Annotated in this window: 16 protein-coding genes; 3 read left to right on the forward strand and 13 right to left on the reverse strand. The window is 72.8% G+C overall.

The window, feature by feature from the left end:
- Positions 1-14: 14 nt before the first annotated feature.
- Positions 15-2,258, reverse strand: a complete 2,244-nt coding sequence (locus ABT158_RS19490) for an FAD-dependent oxidoreductase (RefSeq protein ID WP_352355117.1) — start codon at positions 2,256-2,258, stop codon at positions 15-17.
- A gap of 127 nt (positions 2,259-2,385) precedes the next feature.
- Here ABT158_RS19490 and ABT158_RS19495 point away from each other — a divergent pair, with 127 nt between their 5' ends.
- On the forward strand, positions 2,386-3,675 hold the full coding sequence (locus tag ABT158_RS19495; protein WP_352355119.1) for an ROK family transcriptional regulator: 1,290 nt from the start codon (positions 2,386-2,388) through the stop codon (positions 3,673-3,675).
- Positions 3,676-3,743: 68 nt separating this feature from the next.
- Here the strand turns inward: ABT158_RS19495 and ABT158_RS19500 are convergent, their stop codons facing one another.
- From ABT158_RS19500 to ABT158_RS19510, 3 genes are read right to left on the reverse strand one after another with little or no spacing between them, the layout of a single operon-like run.
- Positions 3,744-5,612, reverse strand: coding sequence for a glycoside hydrolase family 97 protein (locus tag ABT158_RS19500; protein ID WP_352355121.1), 1,869 nt, complete (start codon positions 5,610-5,612; stop codon positions 3,744-3,746).
- A 42-nt stretch (positions 5,613-5,654) separates the two neighbouring features.
- Positions 5,655-9,266 carry a beta-galactosidase gene (locus ABT158_RS19505; RefSeq protein WP_352355123.1) on the reverse strand — a complete coding sequence of 1,204 codons (3,612 nt, stop codon included), beginning with the start codon at positions 9,264-9,266 and terminating at the stop codon, positions 5,655-5,657.
- Positions 9,263-10,747, reverse strand: a complete 1,485-nt coding sequence (locus ABT158_RS19510; RefSeq protein WP_352355125.1) for a twin-arginine translocation signal domain-containing protein — start codon at positions 10,745-10,747, stop codon at positions 9,263-9,265. The genes ABT158_RS19505 and ABT158_RS19510 overlap by 4 nt, the downstream gene beginning before the upstream one ends.
- A gap of 142 nt (positions 10,748-10,889) precedes the next feature.
- On the opposite strand from ABT158_RS19510, the gene ABT158_RS19515 reads away from it, so the two are divergent.
- On the forward strand, positions 10,890-11,672 hold the full coding sequence (locus ABT158_RS19515) for a polysaccharide deacetylase family protein (RefSeq protein WP_352355127.1): 783 nt from the start codon (positions 10,890-10,892) through the stop codon (positions 11,670-11,672).
- Here ABT158_RS19515 and ABT158_RS19520 read toward each other — a convergent pair.
- The 9 genes from ABT158_RS19520 to ABT158_RS19560 form a co-directional block, all read right to left on the reverse strand.
- Positions 11,597-14,737 (reverse strand): hypothetical protein, encoded by a 3,141-nt coding sequence (locus ABT158_RS19520; RefSeq protein WP_352355129.1) that lies wholly within the window; start codon positions 14,735-14,737, stop codon positions 11,597-11,599. The two genes, ABT158_RS19515 and ABT158_RS19520, sit on opposite strands and share 76 nt — an antisense overlap.
- Positions 14,737-15,054, reverse strand: a complete 318-nt coding sequence (locus ABT158_RS19525) for an RraA family protein (RefSeq protein WP_352355131.1) — start codon at positions 15,052-15,054, stop codon at positions 14,737-14,739. Before ABT158_RS19525 ends, ABT158_RS19520 begins: the two co-directional genes overlap by 1 nt.
- 92 nt (positions 15,055-15,146) lie before the next feature.
- Positions 15,147-18,299 (reverse strand): sugar-binding protein, encoded by a 3,153-nt coding sequence (locus tag ABT158_RS19530; RefSeq protein ID WP_352355133.1) that lies wholly within the window; start codon positions 18,297-18,299, stop codon positions 15,147-15,149.
- Between the two features lie 23 nt (positions 18,300-18,322).
- Positions 18,323-19,168: an NAD-dependent epimerase/dehydratase family protein gene (locus tag ABT158_RS19535; RefSeq protein ID WP_352355135.1), complete on the reverse strand. Its 846-nt coding sequence runs from the start codon at positions 19,166-19,168 to the stop codon at positions 18,323-18,325.
- Positions 19,168-20,022, reverse strand: a complete 855-nt coding sequence (locus ABT158_RS19540; RefSeq protein WP_352355137.1) for a carbohydrate ABC transporter permease — start codon at positions 20,020-20,022, stop codon at positions 19,168-19,170. The genes ABT158_RS19535 and ABT158_RS19540 overlap by 1 nt, the downstream gene beginning before the upstream one ends.
- Positions 20,019-20,951 (reverse strand): carbohydrate ABC transporter permease, encoded by a 933-nt coding sequence (locus ABT158_RS19545; protein WP_352355139.1) that lies wholly within the window; start codon positions 20,949-20,951, stop codon positions 20,019-20,021. Before ABT158_RS19545 ends, ABT158_RS19540 begins: the two co-directional genes overlap by 4 nt.
- Positions 20,948-22,294, reverse strand: coding sequence for an extracellular solute-binding protein (locus tag ABT158_RS19550; protein WP_352355141.1), 1,347 nt, complete (start codon positions 22,292-22,294; stop codon positions 20,948-20,950). The genes ABT158_RS19545 and ABT158_RS19550 overlap by 4 nt, the downstream gene beginning before the upstream one ends.
- Before the next feature lie 126 nt (positions 22,295-22,420).
- Positions 22,421-23,671 (reverse strand): enolase C-terminal domain-like protein, encoded by a 1,251-nt coding sequence (locus ABT158_RS19555; RefSeq protein WP_352355143.1) that lies wholly within the window; start codon positions 23,669-23,671, stop codon positions 22,421-22,423.
- 15 nt (positions 23,672-23,686) lie between these two features.
- Entirely contained in the window at positions 23,687-25,291 is a 1,605-nt protein-coding gene (locus ABT158_RS19560; RefSeq protein ID WP_352355145.1) for a DUF8769 domain-containing protein, read from the reverse strand.
- 89 nt (positions 25,292-25,380) lie between these two features.
- On the opposite strand from ABT158_RS19560, the gene ABT158_RS19565 reads away from it, so the two are divergent.
- Positions 25,381-26,505, forward strand: coding sequence for a LacI family DNA-binding transcriptional regulator (locus tag ABT158_RS19565; RefSeq protein WP_352355147.1), 1,125 nt, complete (start codon positions 25,381-25,383; stop codon positions 26,503-26,505).
- Positions 26,506-26,522 lie beyond the last annotated feature (17 nt).

Raw genomic sequence — 26,522 nt, forward strand, 5'->3', positions numbered from 1 at the left:
CACTCTCTCCAAAGTCAGGTTTCGAAGACCCGCACGGCGACGATCATGGCTCGCTCGTCGCCGTTGGTCGCCGTGACGACGACCCGCAGGGCGCCCGCCCGCGTGGCGGGGTCAAGCACATGGACCCGGCGGCGCACGCGGTTGCCGGTGACGGACACGGCCGTCTCCCAGCCGCCCGTACGCGCCACCTCGATCCGGTAGTCCTTCACCAGTTCCGGCATGACCAGGTACGGCGTGCGATGGTGATGCAGGTTGACCAGGTCCTCGTCGACGTCGTCGTTGAAGATCAGCTCCACCCGGCCGATCGCCCGCTCCTCGCTCCAGCGCAGCTCGACGTGCTGCTCGCCGCCGCCTTCTGAGACCCACAGGTTGGGCCCGTCGTAGGGCCTGGCCAGCCCGCCCGCGACCTGCTCGGGCCGGTAGGCGGCGGTGGCGGGCTCGACCTCGAACCACGGCGTGCGCCTGCGCAGCTCGACGGCCGACCACGCGTTGCTCTGCGGCTTGCCGGTGTCGAGCGCCGGTTCCCTGCTGAGCAGCCCGAGGACGCCGTACGGCGGGCGGCCCGCGCCGACCAGGACGGCGAGGTCGGCGTTCCGCCGGACGACCACGACCACCTCGCCGCCGTCGAAGGGCACGTCGAAGGGCACGTCGTCGAAGCGGACCTCCAGGCGGCCGCGCCCGGCCTCCACCCGGACCTCGCGCCGGGCGAGCGGTTCCACGGGGATGTGGTTCAGCCCGCCGCCCGTGCCCCACAGCTCGACCGTCGCGGTGGTGGCGCGGGCGGCGTCGACGCCGATCCGCACGACGTCGATCCGCAGGTCGGCGGGCAGCAGCAGCCCGAAGTCGGCCTCGCCGATCGGCAGCGGTTCCGGCTCGCCGCCTCCGCCGCCCGCCAGGCGGGTGAGCGTGGACGACGCCGTCACCGTGGCCTTGAGCGCCAGGTCGGACGGGTCCTGCCAGGGCACGCCGAGCAGGGAGGCGTCCTGCCGCAGGAGCATCGACTGCAGCTCGCCCAGGTGCGAGGTCGCGATCTCGCGCGGCGTCACGCCCCTGCGCACGGCGAGCGCGGCCCCCGCGCCCGCGGCCTCCCCCACGACGGCGCAGGTCGCCATCACGCGGGTGCTGCCGAAGGCGACGTGGCTGGCCGAGATGTCGCGGCCCGCCAGCATCAGGTTGCGGACGTTGGCGGAGTACAGGCAGCGGAACGGGATGTCGTACAGGCCGGGGCCGAACAGGTGCTTGGAGGGGCTGTCGGCGGCGTAGATGCCGCCCGGCGGGTGCAGGTCGATGGACCAGCCGCCGAAGCCGACCGCGTCGGGGAAGCGGGTCTGGCCGACGATGTCCTGCTGGGTCAGGACGTGGTCGCCGAGGAAGCGGCGGTACTCGCGCTTGCCCGGCAGGCTGCCCACCCACTCCAGCGTCAGGTTGTCGGCCTCGAAGCGGCCGGAGTTCTTGATGTGGTGCCAGATGCCGAAGACGATGCCCCACAGCTCGTCGCGGATGCGCTCGTTGTCGGCCACCGCGTCGAGCTCGCCGCCCCACTCGATCCACCAGTAGTCGCAGCCGTTCATGCCGGGGTCGATGTGGCGGCGCAGCGGCAGGTCGAACGCCTCGACGTCCTTGGTGATGCCCGGCGGGACGAAACGGACCGGGCGGCCGGTGTCCTTGGTGTAGAAGAGGATCGTGCTGCCGAGCATGTTGTCGTCGGCGACCTCGGGGGCCCACTCCTCGCCGTACGCGCCGCGGTCCTCCCTGCCGGTGGCGAACCTGGCGCCGGCGAGCAGGCCGACCAGGCCGTCCCCCGTGCAGTCGAGGAAGATCGGCGACTCGAACGTGATCAGCTTCTCCGAGCCGGACTGCCAGCCGGTGACCGAGCGGATCACCCGGTCCTCCTCCTCGCCGTCCGCCTCGACCTCGCGGACCTCGGTGTTGAGGAAGAGGGTGATGTTCGGCTCGGCGCGTACCAGGTCGAGCACGACGTGGTCCCACAGGATCGGGTTGCCCTCCGGGTTGCGCCACTGGTTCTCCGCGAACAGCTCGCCCATCAGGCCGGTCTCGCGGGCGAACTTCTGCGCGCCGTGCGCGGTGGCGCCCACCACCCACACCCGGATCTCGCTGCTGGAGTTGCCGCCCAGCACTCCCCTGTTGTTGATCAGGGCCACTTTCGCGCCGTTGCGGGCGGCGCTCACGGCGGCCGTGACACCGGCCAGGCCGCCGCCGACCACGGTGACATCGGCGGTGTGTGCGATCTGCATCATGATTGCCGACTTTCTTGGTCGAATCGAGCAACGCGGATCTACAATATTTCCGACGTCTTGAATAAGTCAACGACGGGTTGGCTAAGGTAGGCGCAGAGCGCGACGACGGCGAGGGGAACGGGGACCAGTGGCAGCAGCCAGGCGGGAGTCGACCACGGTCGGGAAGGCAGCCAGGCGCGAGGGCGGGCCGCCGGCCCGATCCTCGGGGCTACGGCGCGGCTCCAATCTCGAACACGTCGCGGACTTCAACGACTCGGTCGTCCTCGACGCGATCAGGCGCGCGCGGACCGGAAGCTCGCGCGCGGAGCTGGTCGTCGAGACGGGCCTGGCCGCGCAGACCGTGTCGGACGTCTGCCAGCGGCTGCTCGACCAGGGGCTCATCGCGGAGACCGGCACGTCCACGACCGGGTTCGGCCGGCCCCGCCGCACCCTTGAGCTGGTCCCTGCCAGCCGCTACGCGCTCGGCGTGCACATCGACCCGGCCACGATCACGTACGTGCTGCTCGACCTCGGCGGCAACCTCGTGGCCCACTTCAGCAGGCAGACCGCCAGCCCCCAGGACGCCGACGCCATCATGACCGGCATGGCCTCGGCCCTCGACGTCCTGCTCGCCGGATCCGGCGTCGAGCGCGACCGGGTGCTCGGCCTCGGCATCGCGGCGCCCGGCCCCCTCGACATCGCGGGCGGGGCCATGGTCGACCCGCCGCACCTGCCCGGCTGGCACCGCGTCGAGCTCGTCGACCGGCTGCACCAGGCCACCGGGCTGCCCATCGTGCTCGACAAGGACGTCACCGCCGCCGCGGTGGCCGAGCGCTGGGCCGGCGGCGCGACCGGCAACAGCGACTTCGTCTTCCTCTACCTGGGCACCGGCGTCGGGGTGGGGCTGGTCAGCGGCGACATCGTGGTACGCGGCCGGTCCAGCAACGCCGGCGACATCGGGCACCTGATCGTCGACGCCGACGGGCCGCCCTGCGAGTGCGGGCAGCGCGGCTGCCTGGGCACCGCCTGCTCGCCGCTGTTCCTCATCCAGGAGGCCGTCGCGGCGGGCGTGCTGCCCGCCACGCCGGAGGACGGTCAGCTCGTCCAGGCGGTCAGGCGGCTCGGCGCGCTGTGCCGGGCGGCCGACGACGGCGACGCGCGGGCGGTGGAGATCCTGCGCCGGTCCGGGCGGCGGCTCGCCCGCGCGATCCTCACCATCGGCAACCTGCTCGACACCGAGCTCGTGGTGTGCGGCGGGCCCGCGTGGGCGCCGGCCGCGCACCACTACCTGCCGCTGCTCAGGTCGGCGGTGGCCGAGCGGTTCGTGATGCGCGAGATCCACGACCTCGGCGTCGCGGGGACCGCGCTGGGCGCCGACGTGGCCGCGATCGGCGCCGCCTGCCTGATCCTCGACGAACGCTTCTCGGCCCGCCCCTAGGTCCGCCCCTGGGTCCGCCCCTGGGTCCGCCCGGGAAGCAGGCGGGCGCTTATCGTCCGCCCCGGCCCTTACCGCGGAAGCAGGCGGGCGACGAAGCCGCCGCCCGGGGGCATGGCGGGGACCTGGAACGCCTCGCCCGCCGCCACGTCGGAGACCGCCACCGCGTCGCGGTCCGCGCCGTCGCCGACCAGGCGCCAGGCGCCGCTCAGCGGCCCGAGGCGCCCGAGGCGCCCGAGGCCGAGGGTGGCCGCCGGGCGCGCGACCGGGCCGTTGATGCCCGCCAGCCACCAGGTCCCTCCCGTACGGCGGGCCAGCACGACGTGGTCGCCCGGCTCCCCCGCCAGCCCGACCGTGTCGTCCCAGGCGGCCGGCACGGCCCGCAGCACCTCGCGCACCTCCGCCGGCTGCGCCCGGTAGGACTCGGGCGAGTCCGCGAAGTGCAGCAGCCCCGACTCGTAGACCACCGCGAGCGCCAGCTCGTGGGCCGCCGTGGTCCTGCGGGGCCGCAGCGCGTCGCCGAAGGTCACCGGCGTGTAGTCCATCGGGCCGATCACGTTGCGGGTGAACGGCAGCACGGTGTTGTGCCACACGGCCTCCTCCGCGAACTCCGGCCCGAACAGGTACCACTCGGCCCCGCGTACGGCCTCCAGCGTCATCAGGTGCGGCCACGTCCGCTCCCAGCCGCGCGGGATGGTGCTCCCGTGGAAGTTGACCATCAGCCGCGCCTCGGCCGCGTCCCGCAGGATGCCGAGGTAGTGCGCGATCCCGGCCTGCTTGTCGGAGTGGAAGAAGTCGACCTTGATCCCGGCGATCCCCCAGCCCGCGATCCTGGCCAGCTCCGCCCGACGCGTCTCGGGCAGGTGCATGAGGTCGCGCGGCCCCTCGGTCGAGTCGTTGTTCGGCCCGGCGGAGTTGTACCAGAGGAACAGGCGCACGTCCCGTTCGGCGGCGTAGCGGACCAGGTCGCGGATCTCGTGCTCGGCGTGGACCGTCCAGTTCGCGTCGACGAGCGAGTACTCCCAGCCCATCTCGCCCGCCAGGTCCACGAAGCGCCGCAGCGCGGCCAGGTCGCGCGGGCTGGCGTTCTCCGACCACCAGCTCCACGACACGCGTCCCGGCCTGATCCACGTGGTGTCGGTGATCGCGGCGGGCTCGGCCAGGTGCCACACGGTCGTGGACCCGATCAGCCCGGCCGCGCTGTCCGCGATCGCGACGAACCGCCACGGGAGCGTCCACGGCAACGCCGAGGTGGCCAGGGCGTCGCCGTGCCCGAGTCCCTCGTCCGGGTCGGGGCCCAGCACGCCGTACTCCCGGCCGGCCGGGACGGGGGCCAGCCGGGTGCCGTGGAAGGTCTCGTCCAGCCCGGCCTCGGAGACGAGCAGCCACTGCCCGTTCACCTCGAACGTGGCCGGCAGGTCGTACGAGCGCGCGCCGGTCGGGGTGCCGATGGGCACGCCGTCGGTGTAGAGGTTCTCGTGGGCGGGGCCGCCGCCGTCGGAGGGCGAGGTCGGCTGCGCCCAGGCCCGCCCTTCCGCCGCGAACGCGAAGGTCGTCAGCTCCCTGGTGACCGTGGCCGTGCCGGAGCCCTCGGGGAAGCGGTAGCGGAACGCGACGGCGTCGTCCAGGACGCGGACGTCGAGGTCGAGGCGCGCGCCGTTGCGTCCGCGCACCGACAGCGTCGCCGCCGTGGACCGCTCGCGCAGCACGGCGCGCTTGCCGTGCGCCGCGGCGTGACCGTCCTCCCGCACCTCGGCCACGGGTTCGGCGACCAGGGTGAGCCCGTCGTGGAACGACGCGTCCCGCCGCTCGACGCCGAGCCTGGACTGCCGGAGGAGCACGACGCCGCGCCGCCGCACGTCGTAGAAGAGCCGGCCCCGGTCGTCCAGTGAGACGTCGAGCTCGACCGCGCCCTCGGGCGACTTCACGGTCCACAACACGTTGGGTTTCCTTTAGTCCGATGGGTGGAATAAAAAGACGCCTTACCGGAGCGTCAGAAGGCGCGGCGTCAGCGGGGCCAGCTCCGTCCTCGACCGGTCGAGTCGTTCCCCGGTGAGCAGGTCCTGGAGGTCGCGCGGCGCGCGGCCGTGCAGCCTGATCGTCACCACTTCCGGCCGCCTGCCGTAGTTCGTCACGCCGACCAGCCAGCGCCCGCCGTCGTGCACCGGCCGCCACTCGACGTCGGCGGGCGGGCCGCCGGACGTACGCTCCAGCGTCACCACGTCGAGCCGGAGCCGCCGTGCCAGACCGAGGACGGCGGCCCCGATGCCGGCCGGGCCGTCGGACCGCAGGACGGTCGCCTTCCCGAGCACCTGCGCGCGCTCACCGGCCGGATGGGCCTGGTCCCGCTCGTCGCGCGTCAGGGCGTCGGCGCCCGCGACGACGAGCCGGGCCTTGCCTGCCAGGTCCCGCAGCCCTGGCAGGCAGGCGGACGGCAGATGCGTCACCCCGGGCGCGATCACCGTCTTCACCCCCTCGGCGGCCTGCCGCCCGGCCAGGCCGGACTCGGTGACGAAGTGCACGGGGACGCCGTTCATGGTCAGGGCCTTGTACACCTCGCGCACCGCGGCCAGGTGCTGCGCGGAGTACACCGACGAGGTGCGCGAGTACAGGATGCCGACACCGGCCCCGGCGCCCTGCAGCAGGGCCACCTCGGCGGCGAACCGGTTCAGGTCCAGGCTGGTCCGGCCGGCCGCGGCGATCACGTCCGGCCGGTGCAGCATGCTGCCCGCCAGCGTGGACGCCGTCTCGGTGGTCCGCGCCCACACCCAGAAGGCGGTGGCGGAACGGCCGTGCAGGGCGCCCTGCCACAGGTCCGCCGCGACATGGGCGGCCTCCACCTTCGAGTACGACGTGCTGCGGTCGGGGATCACGTGGTCCTCGGAGTCGAACACCGGGGTCCGCGCGATGCCGGCCTGGAGGTCGTAGAACGCGAACTTGCCCAGGAAGCCGTCGGCGCCCTGTCCCGGGTAGTTCGACGCGTCGTTGCCCGACAGCTGGGAGAAGGTGGCCCACTGCTCGGGATCGGGGCCCCACAGCAGGTAGTTGCGGTCCTTCAGGGTGCTGCCCACCATCTTGGAGTGCACCGGGACGTCCGGGGCGAGGTCGTGGACCACCCCGGCCATCCACGCGTGCCACGCGGCGAAGGCCCTGGTGTTGAAGGTGATCCAGTCGTGACACCGCACGGTCGGCTCGACCGCCCGCACGCCGGGGGCGGGCACCTCGTCGAAGGTCCGGTGCGCGGTGCCGTACACCTTGTTGAGCTCGGCGATGTCGCGGTACTCCGCGGTGAGGAAGCGCGCCCAGCCGCGTCTGGTCGACGGGCTCGCCGTGTCGACGTAGCGGGGCTCGTTGCTGAGGATCAGGCTGTGCAGCGCCGGTGACGTCGCGATCCTGGGGACGATCGCACGCAGGAACGCCTCGATCACCTCCCGCGCCAGCGGGTGGTGGACGTCGTACCCCTCGGCCAGCTTGAGCTCGGGGTGCCTGGCCGTCAGGAAGGCCGGGAAGTACTGCGGCGCCAGCAGCAGGCTCAGGGCGACGTTCGCCTCGGCCGCCGCCGCGAGCCAGCGGACCGGGCCCCGGTCGATCTCGTACGGCGACACCGCGTACTCGCCGCTCGCCGCGACCGTCACCGCTTCGTCGAACCCCCCGTTGCCCGCGATGTTCCCCGGACCCGTCCCGTCGGCGCGCGTGATGGTCAGGTCGTCGATCCACAGCGCCCCTACCTGGCCCTCGCAGATGATCGAGAAGCGGTAGGACGACACGTTGCCGGGGGTGAGCGTGAACTCGACCTGCCGCCAGTCGTAGGTGCCCTCCGGCGGATAGAAGCGGGTGGCCCAGGTGGCGGTGGGGATCGACACCGCGCGAAGGGCGACGTCCTGCCCCTTGATCCACGCGCGGACCCGGTAGGCGGCCCCGGGCTCCACGGTCAGCAGCTGGGAGAGCTGGCGGTAGTTGTCCGGCCGCCTCGGACCGGCGAACGACACCCGCAGGGACGCGGCGGAGCCGTGCGCGACCGACGGGTCACGGGCGAAGGTCACCGCCGCGTCGCCGACGCCCGTCGTGCCCCAGCCCGGGATCGCGTCCGGCGGGACGATCGCGCTCTGCGGCCCCATCTCCAGGGCGCAGGCGTTGAAGCCGAGATCGGCCAGCCTGGGGATGTCGGCGACCACCTCGGCCCATCCCATCGGGCCGCTGAACACGACCGGGCGGCCCTTCCTGGTCGTCGTGCCGTCGGATACCGTGCCGGTGAACATCCAGTCGTCGCGGCCGATCGGCCCGGTGACGTAGCGCGGCACCCGCGTCCCCCGCGCCTGCCCGGCGGCCAGGGAGCGCAGGCGGGTGAGGAGGTGGCCGGCCATCGCCGTCATGGTGACCGTGTTGTAGGTGGCGCGCCACCTCTGACCTGCCGTGACGTCGTCGCGGGTGTAGCCGGTGAACTTCTCCAAGGTGGTCGCGTCGACGCGTTCGTAGTGGGTGGGGATCCCCCGGTCCTCGCACTGTGCCAGCAGGTCCCCGGCCGTCGTGACGGACGCGGCGATCGCGGCGAGGTCCCGCGCGATCGCCTCCGCCGACATCGTCACCCGGCCGGTCGCCGCCAGCTCGGTGGTCGCGCCGCCGGTCAGGTCCTTGACCGAGGCGGTGATCGCGAGCTCGCCCGCGGTCGTCGCGGTGATCGGGATCGTGAGCCGCAGGGTGGTGCGAGCCGGGATCGTGGCGGGGGTCGCGGCGCCGTCCGGGCCGGTCACCTCGACGCGGCGGTCGGCGTCGTCCCAGTTCAGGACGTAGATCGCCGCCTCGATCGTGGACCCGGCCTCGACCTCGTCCGCGTCGAGGGTGATCCAGGCCTGGCAGGCGCCCGACTCGGGCAGGGCCGCCAGCCGGACGAACTCCTGCGCGGACTTGCCGGTGGCGATGCCGGGACGCCACTGGATCCAGCCCCGCCGGTTCGCGCCGTCGTTGTCGTTGACGATCGCGTTGAACAGCACCGAGCCGCCCGGAGCGGGGGCGTCGACACCGGTCGAGGCCCACGGGAACGCCGCCAGGTAGTGCGTCTTCGTCCCCTCGCGCCGGGCGGTCAGGGTGACGTCGCCGACCGGCGAGGTGACCGGGCCGTCGCTGAACCGGTAGACCTCGGGGCCGCCGTCGAGCAGCGCGAGGCCGTACTCCGGGCCGTATCCGCCGCCGCTGTCGCCGAAGGCGATCTGGAGCCCGTCGCCCTGCCACTGGTTGGTGCCGCCGATCGGGTGGTGGACGTCGTCGGTCACCGTCGCGGCGACGTACAGCCGTTCGGCGTCGTAGCCGAGCGCGAGGTCGGCCGACAGGTCGTCCGCGCCGGCCCACCCCTTGACGGACACCTGGTCGTCGCGGCCCGGCAGGCGGGCGCCGAACGCGCCGCCGAGGTCCCCCGGCGCGGCGAGCCTCACGAGCGGGAGGTGCGCGCCCCGTCCGAGCAGCGCCGTCAGCTGTTCGCGGGTCAGCAGGGCGGAGCGCGGATCTGCGGCCGCCCACTGGGCGGTGACGGCGGGGAGCACGGCGGCGGTGGCGGAGACGCCGACGCCGCGCAGGAAGGTACGGCGGGAGATTGTCACAAGGAGACCTCGAGATAGCAGGTGCGGATGCTGGACGCGGCGTTGCAGGCGGCGGCGGCCGACCCCGGCGCGTCGGCCAGCGGCACGGTGACCTTGCCGCCGGTGAGGGCCAGCGGCGTGCGCTGACCGGTCAGGTCCACGCGGGCCGCGACGGCGGTGGACGGCGGCGCGGCCAGGGTGAAGGTCACCTGCGTGCCCGCCCAGCCGGCCGGGGTGTGGACGGCGATGACGATCCTGCTGCCGCCGACCAGGAACCCCTCGACGGAACCGGCGGCCCAGTCCCGGGCCGTCGTGAGCCCGGCGTCGTTGGTGTGGGTGTCGTAGGTCTCGGGCACCACGCCGTCGAAGAGGTCGGCGACGGTGGCGAGGCAGACGCCGTGGGAGGTCGGCGTCCCGTCGGCCTTGCGCAGGTAGCGGCCGGCGTCGGCGGCGGACGCCGAGGCGGGCGCCTGCCAGGCGTACCAGAGCAGCTTGAAGCCGTCCGGCCGCTGCGCGAGGCCGCGGGTGATCGCCCAGTGCAGCAGTCCCGGGTACACCAGGGCGGCCGCCGCGGGGCTGGCCGAGTAGCCGATCTCGGTCTGCCAGATCGGCAGCGACGTCCCCAGCGCGGCCACGCAGGCGACCCGCAGCGACTCCAGGTCGGACGGCTTGTAGTAGTGCACGTCGAGCACGTCGATGCTGGACCAGGCGCTCGTCTCGGTCAGCAGGGCGGTGAAGCGGGCGATCGCCGCCACCGAGGGCCAGCCGCCGTAGACGACCTTGCCGCCGTGGCCGCGGATCACCGCCGAGGCGGGCTTGTGGATCTGGTCGACGTACTCGTACGGGCTGCCGTACCAGAATCCCGCCGACCAGTACGCCTCGTTCCACACCTGGAAGTACTCGACCCCGTAGGTGCCGCGCAGGATCCCCACGACGTGCTCGACGAACGCGCTCCACCTCGCCGGGTCCGCCGGCGGCGTCCTGTCCTTGGGCAGCGCGACGACCTCGTCCTGGAGGACCTCGCCGGTGCTGATCCGGGTCCTGGTCACCCGGCGCGACCAGCCCGCGCCGGTGTTCGCCTGGGCGGCGCCGACCTCGTACCGCACGTCCCAGTGCGTCCAGCCGTACGCGGTCGTCCGGGCGGCCCACGGGGCGGAGTAGGCCAGGACCGGGAGCAGGGTGACGCCGTTCGGCGCGGCGGCGGCGAACCGGGCGCCGAAGGCGTGGACGGCGGTGTCGTCGTAGGTCCCCTGGGTCGGTTCGACGGCGGCCCACAGGACGTCGGCGCGATCCCACGACATCCCGGCCAGGGCGCCGATGCCGGGACCGGCCCCGGCGGCGTGGTTGGTGCCGAGCAGCGCCCCCAGCGGCACGGGCGGCACGGCGGCGCTCGCCGGCCCGGGGAGCCCGAGCACGGCGGCGGCCGTGCCGAGACCCGCGCCCGCGAGGACGGCACGGCGGGAGAGTGCACGAGGAACGTCGGGCGGATCTGCTGCGGTCACGGGTTCTCCTTCGCGAACGGCGACTAAATCCATCCCCCGGATTAAGTGGAGACTAGAGATCCGGACCACCTCCCGTCAACGGACGCGTACGAGCGGCCCGTACGCCTTCAGGTTGACGCGTTAACACGTTACGATCACCGCCATGAGCGGCGTCCTGCTGATGACCTTCGACGACTTCTTCGTCTCCGAGTGGAGCGCGATGCGCGGCCTGTTCAGGGAGTACGGCGCGCGGGTGACGTTCTTCGTCAGCGAGCCGTACAGGATCGACGACGACGGCTGGAAACGGCTGCGCGAGCTGGCCGACGACGGGCACACCGTGGGGGCGCACGGCTACCGGCACCTGTGGGCGCCCGACCGGATCGCGGCCCTCGGCGGCGACGGCTACCTGGCCGAGGACGTCACCCCGTGCCTGGCGGCGCTGCGCGCGCACGGGTTCGAGGCCGCCTGCTTCGCCTATCCGGTGAGCCGCCGCGACGACCGGTCGGACGCGGTGCTGGGCGGGGTGTTCCCCCGGTTGCGCGGCGGCGCCCGCCACCCGGCAGAGGGCGGCCTGGACACCGTGGAGGAGATCTTCACCCCGGTCGCCGAGCTCGCCGGGCGCCGCGTGCTGATCGGGGCCGGGATCGACACGGGCAAGCTGTTCGAGCCCGCCGGGGTCGACGACGCCTCGGTGCGTTCGGCCCTGGTGCGCGCGGCCGGGCGGCGGGAGGCGGTGACGTTCTACGCGCACGCGGTCGCCGACTCGCACGAGTGCAACCACGTGTCACCGGCGCGGCTGGAGACGGTGCTGGCCCAGGCCGCCGAGCTGGGACTCGACGTCCTGGGCTTCGACGACCTGGACCGGCCCGCTCAGACGAGCTGGGCGGAGCGGAACAGCGCCGGGTTCTTGGGCGCGCTGCCGACGCCGCTCCCCCATTCGAGGTAGCCGTCGCGGGCGTCGCCGCCCGTTCCGCCGTCGGCGTCGTTGACGAGGAACGAGATCCCGATCACGCCGGTCGGCGGCTGGTCGTAGCCGAGCGACGCCCACGGCACGGCCAGCCGGTACGTGGTGGTCCTGGCCGTCTCGTCCCTGGTGATGGCGACGTCGGCGCCCGGGGTCGGCCCGGCCGGGCCGGTCCAGGTGTAGGCGGCGGGCCCCGACGGCAGCAGGGCCGCGCCGATCTCGACGCGGTCGCCGGTGAGCTCGCCGGGGAAGGCCGAGTAGAGGCTGAACTGCACGGAGTCGACCTGCCAGGTCAGCGACGGGTCGGTGCGGGCGGCGTTGTGCACGTCGTCCTTGATGACCGCGTCCAGGATCAGCGCGTCCGGGCTGTGCGTGAACCGGATGGTCCCGGACAGGTCGTCGGGGCCGGTCCGGGTGCCGCCGCGCAGGCCCACCCAGCGGCCCAGGCCGTTCAGGTCGATCGGGTCCAGGGTGGTCGCCCCGGCCTTCTCGATCGGGCTGAAGCTGAGCGACCCGGTGTCGCTCGCGTTCCCGGCCGTGACCGCGTAGCTGTAGTTCACGTACGGCAGGGCGTCCGGCACCGGCACCTCCATCGAGGCCGAGCCCAGCGCGGGCACCTCGGCCGGATCGGCGACCACCCCGCGCCACGAGCCCACCTGCCAGCCGACGGAGCTCAGCCTGACCGGCGTGGACGGGCTGTTGTTGGTCACGGTGAGCCGGAGCTTCCTCCCGTCGACGACCGGCCGCCCGTTGACCGTGTACGGCCTGACCACCTGGGTTCCCGAGCGCAGCCGGGCGATGGGGCCGCGGTCGTCGGCGGCCGTCGCGGTGACCGGCCTGCGGCCTGTCGCCGGAGTGGCGGGCAGCTCCAGCGTGACCGACGTCTTCCTGCCCTTGCGGGTGACCAGGTCGGCCTGGACGCCGCCGGCGGCCACGGCCAGCCTGCCCGGCAGCTTCGCGCCGCCGGTGCGGTCGGCGGTGACGGTCACGGCCAGCTTCTCGCCGGTGACCGACTGCCCGGGGGCGCTGACCGACAGCGGCGAGGCGCCGGCCTTGACCGAGGAGACGGGGCCGGAGACGAAGACGGGGCTGCCGTCCAGGTCGAGCCGCACCTTGCCGGCCTGCGGCCGGAGCGTGCTGACCGCGCCGAACTGGTCGGTCAGCGTGACGTCGCCGAGCGCGGTGAGCGTGACCGAGCGGGGCTGGACCGCCCACAGCAGCCGGGTGCCGCCGCTGATCGGGTAGGAGTGGACGTCGGCGTCGCCGGTGTCCTGGCGGGCGCCGAGCGTGCGGCCGGCGAGCTTGCGGATCAGCACGGCCTGGGAGATCGCGGCCGGCTTGGGCGAGGGGGCGGCGACGCCGGGGGCCGGGCGGCGGAACAGGCCGAAGCGGTGCTCGCGCTCGCCGGCGTTGTCGCCGTCGTCGATGAGGTCGTACCAGAAGTACTTGTCCGCGCCCGCGCTCCTGGCCAGCGTCTGCGCCCTGATCAGGTAGTCGGCCTGCTGGGCTTCGGTGGAGCCGGCGGTGTGGGTGGGCCAGCCGTTCTCGCTGATCCAGATCGGCATGTTCTTCCTGGCCTTGACCTTCGCCACGAGCTGCGGGAACTCGGTCGTCAGCACGGTCCGCTCGGGCGGCGTGCCGGCCCCGGCGTCGGCGTAGCCGTAGAAGTTGACGCTCAGCGTGTCGAGGTAGTCCAGGCCGCCGAGGGCGAGGAACTGGTCGTGCCAGGCGAGCTGGGTGCCGGCCGAGGTCGGTCCGACCACGTTGGCCGTGGGCACGGCTTGGTGGATGGCCGGGTAGAGGGCCTTGACGACGTCGAGGTAGCACTGCGGGGTGATGCCGCAGGCGCCGTCGTTGAAACCGGTGGAGTTGTACTCGTTGTAGACCGAGACGTCCTTGGTGAAGGAGGCGTAGTTGGCCGCCACGGCCGCGCCGAAGCGGCCGAACGCGGCCAGTCCGGCGGGGGTGCTGGGCGTCTTGCCGCCGTCGTACAGCGGGTTGCGGTAGCCGAGGATGGGCATCGTGGTGATGCCGTTCTCATGCGCCTTGCGCAGGCCGGCGTCGAGGGCGCCGGTGAAGTCGTAGACGCCCGCCTGCTTCTCGATGCCCGACCAGTTGGCGTCGGAGCGCACCTCGGTCCACCCGATCTGCGCGGCCGTCCTGAGCAGCTGCTCCTCGATGCCCGGCTGCCAGCCGTAGTGGATGGCGGCGGCGAAGTACGGATCCTTCGTGGCGAACGGGGTGACGACCCCGAACGAGGTGGAACGGGTGGTGACCCCGGTCGAGACGGTCAGCCGGTAGTAACCCGGGCCGAGATCGGAAATGTCGATCTTCGTGGTGCCCCCGGTCACCGCCCGCGTGCCCGACCGCAGCGGGACCCCGTTCGGGTCGCCGATCGTCCACTCGACCTGGTCGGCCGCCGCGGCGACGTCGATCGTGTTCGTCCCCTGGGTGAAGACCAGCGACGGGTTGGTGATCGTGAGCTGCGACGGGTCGGTGAAGTGCACCTCGACCCTGCTGAAGCAGACGGCGGGCATCGAGGCGGCGTCGGCCTTGACGTTGAGCCGGAGGTCGGCGCCGTTGGCCCGGTTCCTGAAGTTGATGTCGCTGAGCCCGATGACCGAGCTCTTCCACGTGCCGGTGCCGGTCAGCGCCACGTTGGCGGTGCCGGTGAAGGCGCCCGCCTTGCCGTCGTAGTGCACGTCGAGGCCGACCGGTCCGGCGTCGAAGTAGCGGACCACGACCCAGGCGCGGGTCGCCCCCGCCGGGATCGCGGCGTCGGCCACGTCCACGTAGACGTAGCGGTTGTACGGCGTGCCGGACATCTGCCAGCACGACTCGCCGCCGCGCTCGCCGACGGCGTGGGCCGGGTCCTTGTCCCCGTCGCCCGGCCACGCCTTGACGACGCCGGTGTAGACGGGGTCGGCGCCGAGCACGGCCGTGGCCGCCGCGGCGGCGCTCGCGCTCTGCGCGGGCACGGCCGTCAGCAGGGCGGCCGTCAGGGTGGCCGCGCAGGCGGCGGCCACCGTCCGTAAGGTGATCTTCATCAGCGGGATTCTCCTTGCCGTCCGTAGTGCTCTGCGGCCGCGCCGGTCATCTCGTCCAGGTCGCGGATCGCGCCGTCGGTGATGGTGCCGACGCAGCCCAGCGCGCGGTGCGCGCCGCTGTTGACCTCGCCCCAGAACGAGCCGACGGTCCTGGGCTTGTCGAGGTCCTGCACGACGACGATCTTCGGCCCGTCGACCGAGGCCACGTAGCGCCGGTGGTCGCGCGATTCCTCCTGGTGGAAGGCGATGTCGCGCTGGGTGGTCTGTTCCCAGCCGTTGTGGACGGCAGGGGTGTTCCAGCGGTTCAGCCGATGCATGCCACTCCTAGGTGACGCTCGTGGTCGGGCCCGCGCGAAGGTCGGTGCGGGTCCCGGCGGGCAGGGTGAGGTGCGGGGCGAGGGGGTTTCGGCTACTGCCCGATGAAGCGGGCGGGGCGGAAGAGGGCGGGGTTCTTGGTCCCGGCGATGCCGGAACCCCATTCGATCCAGCCCTCGCGGCCGGTCCCGTCGTTGTCGTTGGCGACGACGGACAGGCTGAACAGGCCGTCCTGCGGGGTGAGCGGGGCGAGCGCCGCCCAGGGCAGCGACAGCTCGTAGACGGTCTCCCCGGCGGTCTCGTCCCGGGTGACGGCGACCTCGGCGTCGGGTTCCGGTCCGTCGCCGAGCCAGCGGTGGAACTGCGGGCCCTGGGCGGTCAGCGCGAGACCCAGTTCTGACCAGGTGCGCGTCTCGCCGGGCAGTCCAGCGGCGACGGCGAACTGCAGGGAGTCGCCCTGCCAGATGTCGGCTCCGGTGCTGGTCTGGGTGTGGACGTCGTCGTGGATCCTGGCGCTGAGGTAGAAGCGGTCGGCGTCCCAGGTGACGTGGAGGGTGCCGCTGAGGTCGTCCGGCCCGCCGTACGAGGGGATCTTGACGGTGCCGTCGGCGAGGTCGACGGCCGGGCGGCCGGCCAGGTCGTCGGGCACGCCGTCGACGGTGATCGTGGCGCGGCCGGCCCGCGCGAGCGCGCCGTCGGCGACGCGGGCCACCCGGCCGGTGAAGCCGACGCCCGCGACGGCGTCCAGCCGCAGCTCGTACGGCCCGGCGGGCAGGTCGGCCAGCGGAAGACGCTCGGTGCGCGAGCCGCCCGCGGGCACGGTCCCGGCGATCGGCAGCGTGCCGGTGCGAGCGCCGAAGGTCCACCCGAGGTCGCCGGGGGCGAGTTCCCTGGCCGACAGGTTGCGCACGGTGATCGCCAGGTCGTCCGGCAGCACGTGCCTGGCGGTGACCGCGAACGGCTGCGTCACCTCGACCCGCGAGCCGAGCCTGGCGACCGGCCTCCCGTGCACCTTCAGGCGGCCGACCAGGTCGAGCGGCCCGGTGCGGGTCACGGCGGGCAGCGACACCGGGATCTCGGCACTGCGCCCGCCGCGCACCGACACCGGCACCTCGACGTCGCCGACGGCGAAGCTGCCGCGTACGGCGGGGCCGTGCGTGGCGTCCACGGTCAGCTTCAGCTCGATCCCCTCGCCGGCCACGGCGCCGCCGCCGGTGATCGTGTAGCGGGCGGCGTCCTCCAGCACGGCGTCGCCGCGCACGTAGATCGGGTCGCCGGACAGCGAGAGCGTGACCCGGCCGCCGAGCGGGCGCAGCACCTCGCTCGCGCCGGTCAGGTCGGTGACGGTGAGCGGGGCGTCGGTGCGCAGCGAGACGGTCGCGGGCCGGGCCGACCACAGGACGCGCAGGTCGTGGCCGTCCTTGCGGAAGAGGTGACGGCCCTCGGCCTCCTGCCTGACATGGGTGGCCCCGGTGAGCTGCCTGGTCATGGCGGCGTAGGCGACGTAGCCGGGTTTGGGCGTCCACCGGCCGGAGGCGTCGGCGGTGTTGCGCACCAGGCCGAAGTTGTCCTCGTTGAGCGCCGGGTCGGTGCCGTCGTTCATGAAGTCGTACCAGAAGAACCGCTGCACGCCCTTGGCCAGCGCCGTCACGTGGGTGCGGACCACGTAGGCGGCCTGGGCGGCCTCGCTGACGCCGCGCGCGTCGGTGTGGGTGGGCCAGCCCTGCTCGGTGATCCAGATGGGCTTGGACCGGCCGTTGTTGTACTTCCTGACCAGCGCGTCGAGGTCGTCGATGCTCTTGGCGGCCGACTCGGGGGTGCCCGGGTAGACGTAGGGGTGGATGGAGACGGCGTCGAGGTAGTTCAGGGCGCCGAGCTTGAACAGCTCCTCCAGCCAGGCGAGCGGCACCCCGGCGGAGGCCGGGCCGACGACCGTGACCTGCGGGTGGTCGGCCTTGACCTGCTCGTAGGTGGCCTTCAGCAGCGGGAAGTAGTAGTCGGCGCGCGAGTCGGCCGGGCCGTTGCCGCGGTCGCCGAAGCCGATGTTGAACTCGTTGTAGACCTCGATCCACGGCAGGTCGTACCTGTCGATCAGCGCCGAGGCGTAGGCGGCGTACGCGGCGCGGCCGGCGTCGGTGTACGGCGTGGCGTTCCCGTCGTGGTGGGGGTTGGTGTACGCGGCGATCGCCAGCCAGCGCATGTCCTTGGCGCCGAGCGTGGCGTGCAGCGGGTCGTAGCGGCCGTACTCGTAGACGCCCTCGGTCTGCTCGATCGACTCCCAGAACGCGTCGTCGCGCACAGTGCGCACCCCGGCCTCGGCGGCCAGTTCCAGCAGGTCGCCGCCGGGGGCGCCCCAGTCGGCCCGGGTGAAGTGCCCGGCCACGCCGAACGGGGAGTCGCCCGTCGCGGTGAAGGGCGTGAGCACGGCGAACGCGGTCTCCTTGGTGGCGATCGCCGTCCCGGCCGCGGTCGCGGTCACGCTGAGCCGGTAGTGCCCCGGCCTGGTGACCGGTACGGCCAGCGTCCCGGGAGTTCCACCGCCCGCGGCCACCTGCACGCCGGACAGGTCGCGTACGGTCCAGGTCAGCGCGTCGCCCCGGCTCGTCACGTCGAACGAGGGCTGGGCGGGCTGCACGAACACGTTGCCCACGGCCCGCTGCCCCAGGGCGAGGTCGGGGGCGGGGGCGGTGATCGTGACCCCGTCGAGCCTGAGCTGCCCGGTGCGCTCGACGAGGAACGCCACCCGTTTGGCCGGCCCGTGCCAGACGCCGTCGCCGGCCCCGCCGAAGTGCTGGTAGGACTGCCCGGCGGTGAAGGAGGTGACGGTGAGCCGCTGCCAGCCGCCGCCCGCGGCCAGCGGCAGCCGCTGCTGGTGGGTCTGTCCGGTGCTGTCCACCAGCCGGAGCGTCACCGTGGGCAGCGCGGGCGAGCGTGCCCAGAGCGACAGCGCCGTCAGGTCGGCGGTCGTGGCGTACCCGGCCTCGACGTACTTGCCGCCGGCGGTGAGGTCGGCGGTCAGCAGGGCCGAGCGCGCTCCGGTCCTCGCGTCGGCCGCGTCGCTGGTGAGGGCGCCCTTGGCGCCGGGGAACTCCGGGCCGAGCCCCAGGGCCCAGCCCTGGGTGCCGTACTCGAAGTCGCCGACGACCTGGTCGACGTCGGTGGCCGCGTGGGACGGCACGGCCAGGAACGGGACGATCAGTAGGGAGGTGATGACGGTTCGTAACCAGAGATGGATGCGGGATCTCATGGGGGGTGGATCCTCTCCGTTCGTCAGAGCCGGTACAGGTGCTCCGCCTCGAAGCCGAGGACTCGGCGGGCCTTGGTCACGTCGATCGGCACGGCCCGGCCGGGCAGGGCCGCGCGCAGCGGGGAACGGGGCAGGAAGTGGTGGACGAGTTCCTCGGTGGGCAGCGGGACGATGGTGTCGGGGGCGGCCACGAACAGCACGTGGGAGCCGTCGATCGGCCGGGTGACGCCGAGCCAGCAGGCGGTGGCGGCGTCCCGGGAGTCCAGGTAGGCCCACAGGTCGGCGACTCCCCTGACCGGCTCGGCGGCGAACTCGGCGGCCCGCTCGGGCAGCCGGTCCTCGGGGCCGCCGACGAACGGGAAGCGCAGCGCCACCACCGTCATGCCGTGCAGCCGGTGGATCATGCGCGCGGTGGACTCGTCGGCCTCCTTCGACAGCGCGTACGGGTCGGCGGCCAGCAGCGGGTGCGCCTCGTCGACGGGCAGGTAGGCCGGTTCCAGGCGGTGCGGGGAGAACGGCATGCCGAGCACGCTGAGGCTGCTGGCGATGACCGCCCGGCGCACCCCGGCCCGGCCCGCCTCGTCGAGCACCGCGAACGTGGCGCCGGTGTTGTTGAGGTAGACCTCCTGCGGGGGGTGGTCGTTGGGGCTGGGGATGGCCGCCAGGTGGATCACGGCGTCGACGCCGTCCAGCGCCCGCCGTACGACCTCGGGGTCGCCCGCGTCGCCCACGACGACGCGGTCGGCCTTGAGGTCGCCCGGATCCTCCAGGACCAGTGCGGTCACCGGCACGCCCTCGGCCGCGCAGCGCGCGAGGACGGCCCGGCCGATCAGCCCGGCGGCGCCGGTGACGAGCACTCTGCTGAGCATCAACCCTTGACCCCCGTGAACCCCACGCCGCGCACGATGTACTTCTGGAAGACGATGAAGACGAGCACGGGCGGCATCAACGCCATGAACATGCCGGCGATGACCATGTTCTCCTCGGCGAACTCCGCCAGCCTGGGCAGCGCCACCGAGATCGGGTGCAGCTCTCCGTCGGAGATGGCCACCATGGGCCACAGGAAGTCCTTCCAGGCGCCCATGATCGTCAGCAGCGACGTCACGGCCAGGACGGGCTTCGACATGGGCAGCACGATGTACCAGAACATCCGCCACGGCCCGGCGCCGTCGACCTGGGCCGCGCCGAACAGCTCGCGCGGGATCCCGTCGAAGAACCGTTTCATCAGCAGGACGGTGAAGGCGTGCGCGGCGTGCGGCAGCCACACCGCCCACATGGTGTCGGCGATGCCCACGTCGAGCACCGTCAGGTAGAGCGCGACGAGCGACACGCTGCCCGGCAGGAACAGCGTCGCCAGGATCGCGCCGTAGACGTATTTGCCGTAGCGCGGCCGGAGCACCGACAGCGCGTACGCGCCCATGACCGACACGACGATCTGCGCCAGCCACGACCCGCCGGCCAGGACGACCGTGTTGAGCATGAAGTGGCCGATGCGCAGCCTGCTCCAGGCCTCGGCGAGCAGCGACCAGTCGGGGGCGGCCGGGTAGAGGCGCAGCGGGTCGGTGAGCAGTTCCCGCGTCGGGGAGATCGCCCCCTTCACCGTCCACAGGATCGGGCCGAGCCCGGCGACGAGCACGCCGAGGAAGACGGCGAACTGGGTCGAGCCGAGCACCGCCCGTACGCCGCGCTTCTTGCGGTCGGAATCGGAGATCAGTCCGCTCATGTCGTGCTCCAAGCCTTCGTCATGCGCAGGTACACCGCCGACAGCAGGCCGAGCACGACCGCCAGCAGCACCGACAGCGCGCCGGCCATGCCGTAGTCGCCGTAGACGAAGGCGTACCGGTAGATGAGCAGCAGGACGGTCACCGTCGCGTCCTCGGGGCCGCCGTCGGTCATGACGAACGGCTCGGTGAAGACCTGGAAGGTGCCGATGACCTGCAGCAGCAGCATGAGCAGCAGCACGCCGCGCAGCTGGGGCAGCGTGATGTGCCACACGCGCCGCCGGATCGACGCGCCGTCGCTCTCGGCCGCCTCGTACAGCTCCCTGGGGACGCTGGTCAGCGCCGCGATGTAGATCAGCACGGTGCCGCCCGCGCCCGCCCAGGTCGCCTCCAGCACCAGCGACGGCATCGCCCACCGCGTGTCCTGCAGCCACGGGAACGGGCCCAGGCCGACGAGCCCGAGCAGGCCGTTGACCAGGCCGTAGTCGCTGTTGTAGAAGAACTTCCACATCATGATCGCCACCACCGGGGGCACCGCCACCGGCAGGTAGACCAGCACGCGGAACAGGCCGCCGCCCTTGCGCAGCTCCGACATGACCACCGCGAGGAAGACCGGCACCGGGAAGCCGAGGACCAGGGCGAGGACGGTGAACCAGAGCGTGTTCAGCGCGGCCTTGCCGAGCAGCGGATCGGCGAACAGGTTGGCGAAGTTCTGCCAGCCGACCCAGCTCGCCGCCTCGACCAGGTTGGTGCGCTGGAAGGCGAGCATGGCGCTCTGCAGGATCGGCCACCAGGAGAACACGGCGAACACGAGCACCAGCGGCGCGAGGAACAACACCGAGGCCACCGCGTAGGGGTGCCGGGCCCGGCGCCGCCTGGGCGGGCGCGGCGTGGTGACCGCCGCGTCCGCCTGCTCGGCCAGCGCCGTCACTGCTGCGACCTGTCCAGGATCGGCTTCACCTTCTCGACGGCCTTGGTGATCTCGGCCGCCGGGTCGGCGTCCTGGCGGGTCAGCACCGCCTGGACGACCGTGTCGAGCGCGGCGTAGAGCTCCTGGCCGGCGACGGGCGGCTCGGAGATGAACTCCTGCGCCTTCACGCCCTCGTTGTAGGTGGCGAAGTGCTCCCAGTCGACGTTGGAGACGGCCTTCTCCGCGGCCATCACCGGGTCGGAGACCGCGGGGGCGAAGAACGGCAGCTGCGGCACGGCGGCCACAAGACCGTCGGCCTTCTTCTTCTCGGCCCGCTCGGTGGCCAGGGCCGGGTCGTACTTGGGCCGCAGGTAGACGGCGTCGATCCACTTGACCGCCGCCCGGCGCTGCTCGGGCGTGGCCTTCGGGCTGACGACGGCGACCGTGCCGCCCAGCAGCGTGCCCTTGCCCGACCCGGACGGCAGCGTGGTCTGGCCGTACACCTCGGGCTTGCCGTTGAACTTGGCGACGTAACTGCCGTAGAGGTTGGGCGCGCCCATCATCATCGCGACCTTGCCGGCGGCGAAGTCGCGCAGCAGGTCGTCCTGGTTGCGCAGGTGCTGGGTGCCCATCGAGCGGTCGTCCCAGCGCATCGCCTTGAGCAGCGCGAGAGCCTGCTTGGTGGGGGCGTCGTCGAAGGCGGGGACGACCTTGCCGCCCTCCTCCTTCTCCATCCGGCCGCCGTAGGAGTAGGTCATGGTCGTGAGCATCCAGCCGCCGGTGTTGGCGGTGGCGTGCATGCCGAAGCCGGGCACCCCGGTCTCATCACTGATCGTCTTGGCGGCGGCCCGCACCTCGTCCCAGGTGGCGGGGGGCTTGTCGGGATCGAGCCCGGCCTTGGTGAACAGCTCACGGTTGTAGACGAGGCCGGCGGCGTACGCCTCGGTGGGCAGGCCGTAGATCTTGCCGTCCGGGGTGCTGCTCGGGGCCAGGATGCGCTTGTCGAAGTCGGACTTGGCGAGCAGCTTCAGGTCCGCGGTGAGGTCGGCGACCTGGCCGCGCCTGATCATGGCCTGCGGGTCGGTCAGCGGGACGCGGAAGACCGTCTCCAGCCGGCCCGCGGCCAGGCGCGCGGCGAACGTCTTGACGTCGTACTGCGTCTCGGTCGGCTTGACCTTGATGGTCGGGTTGGCCTTCTCGAACTCGGCGACCTGGGCCAGGAAGTTCTTCTGGCTCTCCGGCTGGGTGCTGGGCGGCATGCCGGAGACGGTGATCTCGATCTTGCCGCCGGACGTGCCGTCCTGCCCGCCGCCGCACGCCGCGACCGCGGCCAGGAGCAGCAGACCCGCGGCTCCTCTAGCCATGTACGTGTTCATCGGGACTCCAAGTTCATGCCGGGGGGCGAGTCGAGTCGAACGCTATATATGACGCGTTAACGTGTAAAGCACGGGATGGTAACGCGCACGAAATGCAACGGGTTAACGCGTCAACTAGGGTGGCTCAATGCCGCCGTCGGGGCGGCGGACCCGCGCGGCCCACCGCTCGTGCAGGTGCGTGACCGGCGGGTACGCGGCGGCCAGCTTCTCGTCCAGCTCGATCCCCCACCCGGGCAGGTCGGCGGGACGCAGGTGGCCGCGGACGGGATTGAGCGTGCCGGGGAACACCTCGCACACGCTGTCGGGGTAGACGTGGCCCTCCTGGATGCCGAACGCGGGCGTGGTGACGTCCAGCGCCAGGTTCGCCGCCACGCCGACGGGCGAGACGTCGCCCGGGGCGTGCCAGGCCGTGCGCACCCCGGTCAGCTCGCAGAGCGCGGCAAGCTTGCGCGCCGGGGTCAGCCCGCCGACGGCCGAGACGTGGCAGCGCAGCAGGTCCACGCCGCCGCCCAGGACCAGCCTGGCCGCGTCGGGCACTGAGACGAGCAGCTCGCCGACCGCGATCGGCACGGGCGAGGCCGCCCGCACCTCGGGCAGCCGGTCGTAGTGCTCGGGCGCGACCACGTCCTCCAGGAAGAACAGCCGGTACGGCTCCAGCGACCTGGCCAGCACGACCGCCTCCTTCGGCGCGAGCCGGCTGTGCACGTCGTGCAGCAGCTCGACGTCCTCGCCCAGGACCTCGCGGGCCCGGTCGAACAGGGCGGGGGTGGTGCGCAGGTAGTGCCTGACGTCCCAGCCGTCGGGATGCGGCGCGTCCGGGTAGGCGTTCGCCCTGCCGGGCGCGCCGTAGCCGCCCAGCCCCGGCTGCCCGGTCTGCAGCCGGACGTGGCGATAGCCGGCGGCCATGAGCCGCTGGGCGTGCTCCAGCGTGCCCTCGACGGTGGCGCCCTCGGCGTGCAGGTAGACGGGCGCCGCCGCGCGCACCCGGCCGCCGAGCAGCTCGTACACGGGCATGCCGGCGCGTTTGCCCGCGATGTCCCACAGCGCCATGTCGACGCCGGACAGCGCGTTGTTCAGCACCGGCCCGCCGCGCCAGTAGGACGACAGGTGGATCATGCGGGTGATGTCCTCGATGTCGGCCGGGTGGCGGCCGATCAGCATCGGGCCCACGTGCTCGTCCACGGTCGCGGCGACGGCGTGGAAGCGCTGGGTGAAGGTGGCGCAGCCGAGGCCGTGCAGGCCGTCGTCGGAGGTGTCGATCCGCACCACGACCAGCGGGACGCCTTCGGGCGCCGTGACGACGGCACGCACCCGCGTGATCGTCAGCCCGTCCCTGGACGGCCAGGGGGCCTGAGTTTCCTGCATGCGGGGACGCGCCTTTCAGAAGCGGGTGGGACGGGCGGGCACGGCGACCTCCAGGCCGCCCCACGACCAGCGGACCTCCTCCTCCCCCACGGCGCCGATCAGCGCCTGCGCGGTGGGTTCCGCGCCGTCCGCGAGCAGTTCCAGGGCGAACCCGGCGCGCAGCACCGCGTGGTGGAAGTCGACCGGCCGGCGCGGCCCGCTGTAGAGCACCGCCTCGACGGCGACCTCGTGCTCGCCGGTCGTCAGGGCCCAGGTGGCGGGCTCGCCGAGGAAGGCGGCCGCGCCCGTGTGCACGACCGCCCGGCGCGTTCCGGCGGCGAGCTCGAAGACGCCGTCGCCCAGCTCGCGGCCCCGCACGCCCCGGCCGCGCAGCGTGACGCGCAGCCGCAGGTCGCCCATGTCGAAGACGCTGCCTTCTGGCTTGTCCAGGTTCGGGTGGAAGTCGCCGGAGTCGTAGGTGAGCCACCATCCGGCCAGCGCCCTGGGCCCGTCCTGCGCCTGACGGCACCACGCGGCGGTCAGGTCGTGGCCGTTGTGCATGATCCGGGCGCGCAGCACCACGGCCGGGTCCTCGGGCGTGCGCCAGTAGCCGAGCAGCGGCCTGCGCTGCACCCAGGCGAACTCCTCGTTGACCGTGCCCAGCGTGGCGTCCTCGCTGAGCCAGGTGGTGCCGGTGGTCCGGCCGTCGAAGACGGTCCTGACCTGCACCTCGGGCTCGGGCAGCCGGGCGAAGCGCCCGGCCAGGCGCGGCGGGCAGGGCAGCGTGGGCACCAGGCGCGGGGTGTCGTCACGGATCCCGACGCCGGGGCGCGGCTCGATCGGCGCTCCCGTCTGGGCGGCGAGATAACACGTCAACTCCTCGCTGAGCCAGTCGGTGTACGCGCGGGCGTGCGGCCCGGCGAGCTGCCCGGTGCCCGGATGGAAGCGCTCGGCCAGCGCCGCCCAGACGCGTTCGCGCATGACCTCGATCTGCTCCAGGAACCCCTGGTCTCGGACCACCACGTGGGCGCGTTCGCAGATCTCCAGCAGGAACGGGCTGTAGGCGGGCGAGTTGTACTCGGCGAAGGCGTCGCGTTCCAGCATCGCGGTGAGCTTGCGCCTGCCGTAGGCGAGGAACTCGGGCGTGCCGAGCAGCTCGCCGGCGCTCGCGCAGGTGACGGAGCCGAGCAGGGCGATGTTGGTGTAGCGCGGGCCGACATTGCGCCGGAAGATGGACAGGGCCGCGTGGCGCAGCGCCTCGGCGATCCGGCCGTCGAGGACGTCCCCGTGCGCGGCCAGCACCTGGGCCAGCCGTACGCCGATGAAGTCGGCCCAGTTCCAGTCGGCGGGCGCCATGGCCTGGGGCGGCTCCTCCATGAAGTAGCCCCAGATGCCGTAGTGGTCGTCGAGCGGGTCGCGCTCCTGCAGGTCGGCGATCGCGCCGAGCACGTCCTTGGCCCGGTCGAGGCGGCCTGCCTGCAACAACGCGATCGCGTAGTCGGTGGAGGCGCGGATGTCGTGCACGCGGGTGCCGGCCGGGATCGTCGTGTGGTATCCGTTGCTGCGTGACAGCTGCCACGGCAGCCGGTGTTCGGGGTCGTAGCGCTCGTCCTGAGCCTTCAGGTACTCCTCGGGTGTCACCGCTGGGTGTCCTTTCGCCGAATGCGGCCCGACGTTAGTCTTAGCGTGTTAACGTGTCAACGATCACGAATAGGACAGATGGGGGCAGGATGAACGAATCGTCCGACAGCCAGGAGCCGCTCTACCAGCAGGTCAAGCGGGATCTGGTCGCGGCGATCTCGCGCGGTGAGTACGTGCAGGACGAGCCGTTCATCAGCCAGCGCGAGGTCTGCGAGCGGTTCGGAGTGAGCACCACCACCGCGGTGCGCGCGCTCAACGAGCTGGTCACCGAGGGTTACCTGGTACGCCGGCGCGGACGCGGCACGTTCGTGGCCGACCGGCCCGTCCCCGCCGAGTCGGCGCGGGAGCGCTCCATCGCCTACATCATGCACGGGCACGGGCCGCACAACTCCGACGTGATCGACGGCATCGAGTCGGTCTGCGCCGAACTCGGCTACCGGATGTTCCTGTCCAACACCAAGGGCTCACCGGCCGCCCAGGAGAAGGCGCTGCGTCAGGCGCTCGACACCCAGGCCAGCGGCGTCGCGCTGTACTCGGTCGACGCCCACCACGACTCCCCCGCCCTGGCCGAGCTGCGGCGGCGGCGCGTCCCGCTGGTCATGGTCGACCGCTACCACCCCGAGTCCCCGACCGACGCGGTGCTCTTCGACAACTTCGCCATCGGCTACCGGCTGACCGAGTACCTCGTCGGGCAGGGGCACCGGCGCATCACCGCGCTGTGGGACGCCACCGACTGCACCTCCGTGCAGGAGCGCCTCACCGGGCACGTGCAGTCGCTGCGCGAGCACGGGCTGCCGGTCTCGCCGGAGCTGACCGCGCTCAAGACCTACCTGCGGCTGCCGGAGGACCGGCGGCGGGAGATGCTGGCCGGGCTGCTCGACCGGCGCGAGCCGCCGACGGTGCTGCTGTGCGCCAACGGGTTCGTGCTGGCGCACGCGGCCTCCGACCTCACCGCGATGGGCGTCGAGGTGCCCGGCCAGGTCGAGCTGGCCGGCATGGACGACGCGGGGCCGTTCGACCTGCTGCCGCTGACGGTCGCCGCCGCCCGCCTGCCGTCGCGGGAGATGGGCGAGCGGGCGATGCGGCTGCTGGCCGAGCGCATCGACCATCCCGAGACGGCGTCGGAGGTCGAGCACGTGGTGCTGCCGATCGAGATCCGCACCCGCGAGTCGGCCGCCGCCTATCTGCGCGTGGTCTCCGCCCAAACCGCCTGAACCCCCGAGGTACCCCC

This window comes from Nonomuraea sp. NPDC001636 (genome assembly GCF_040298265.1).
GTDB lineage: Bacteria > Actinomycetota > Actinomycetes > Streptosporangiales > Streptosporangiaceae > Nonomuraea.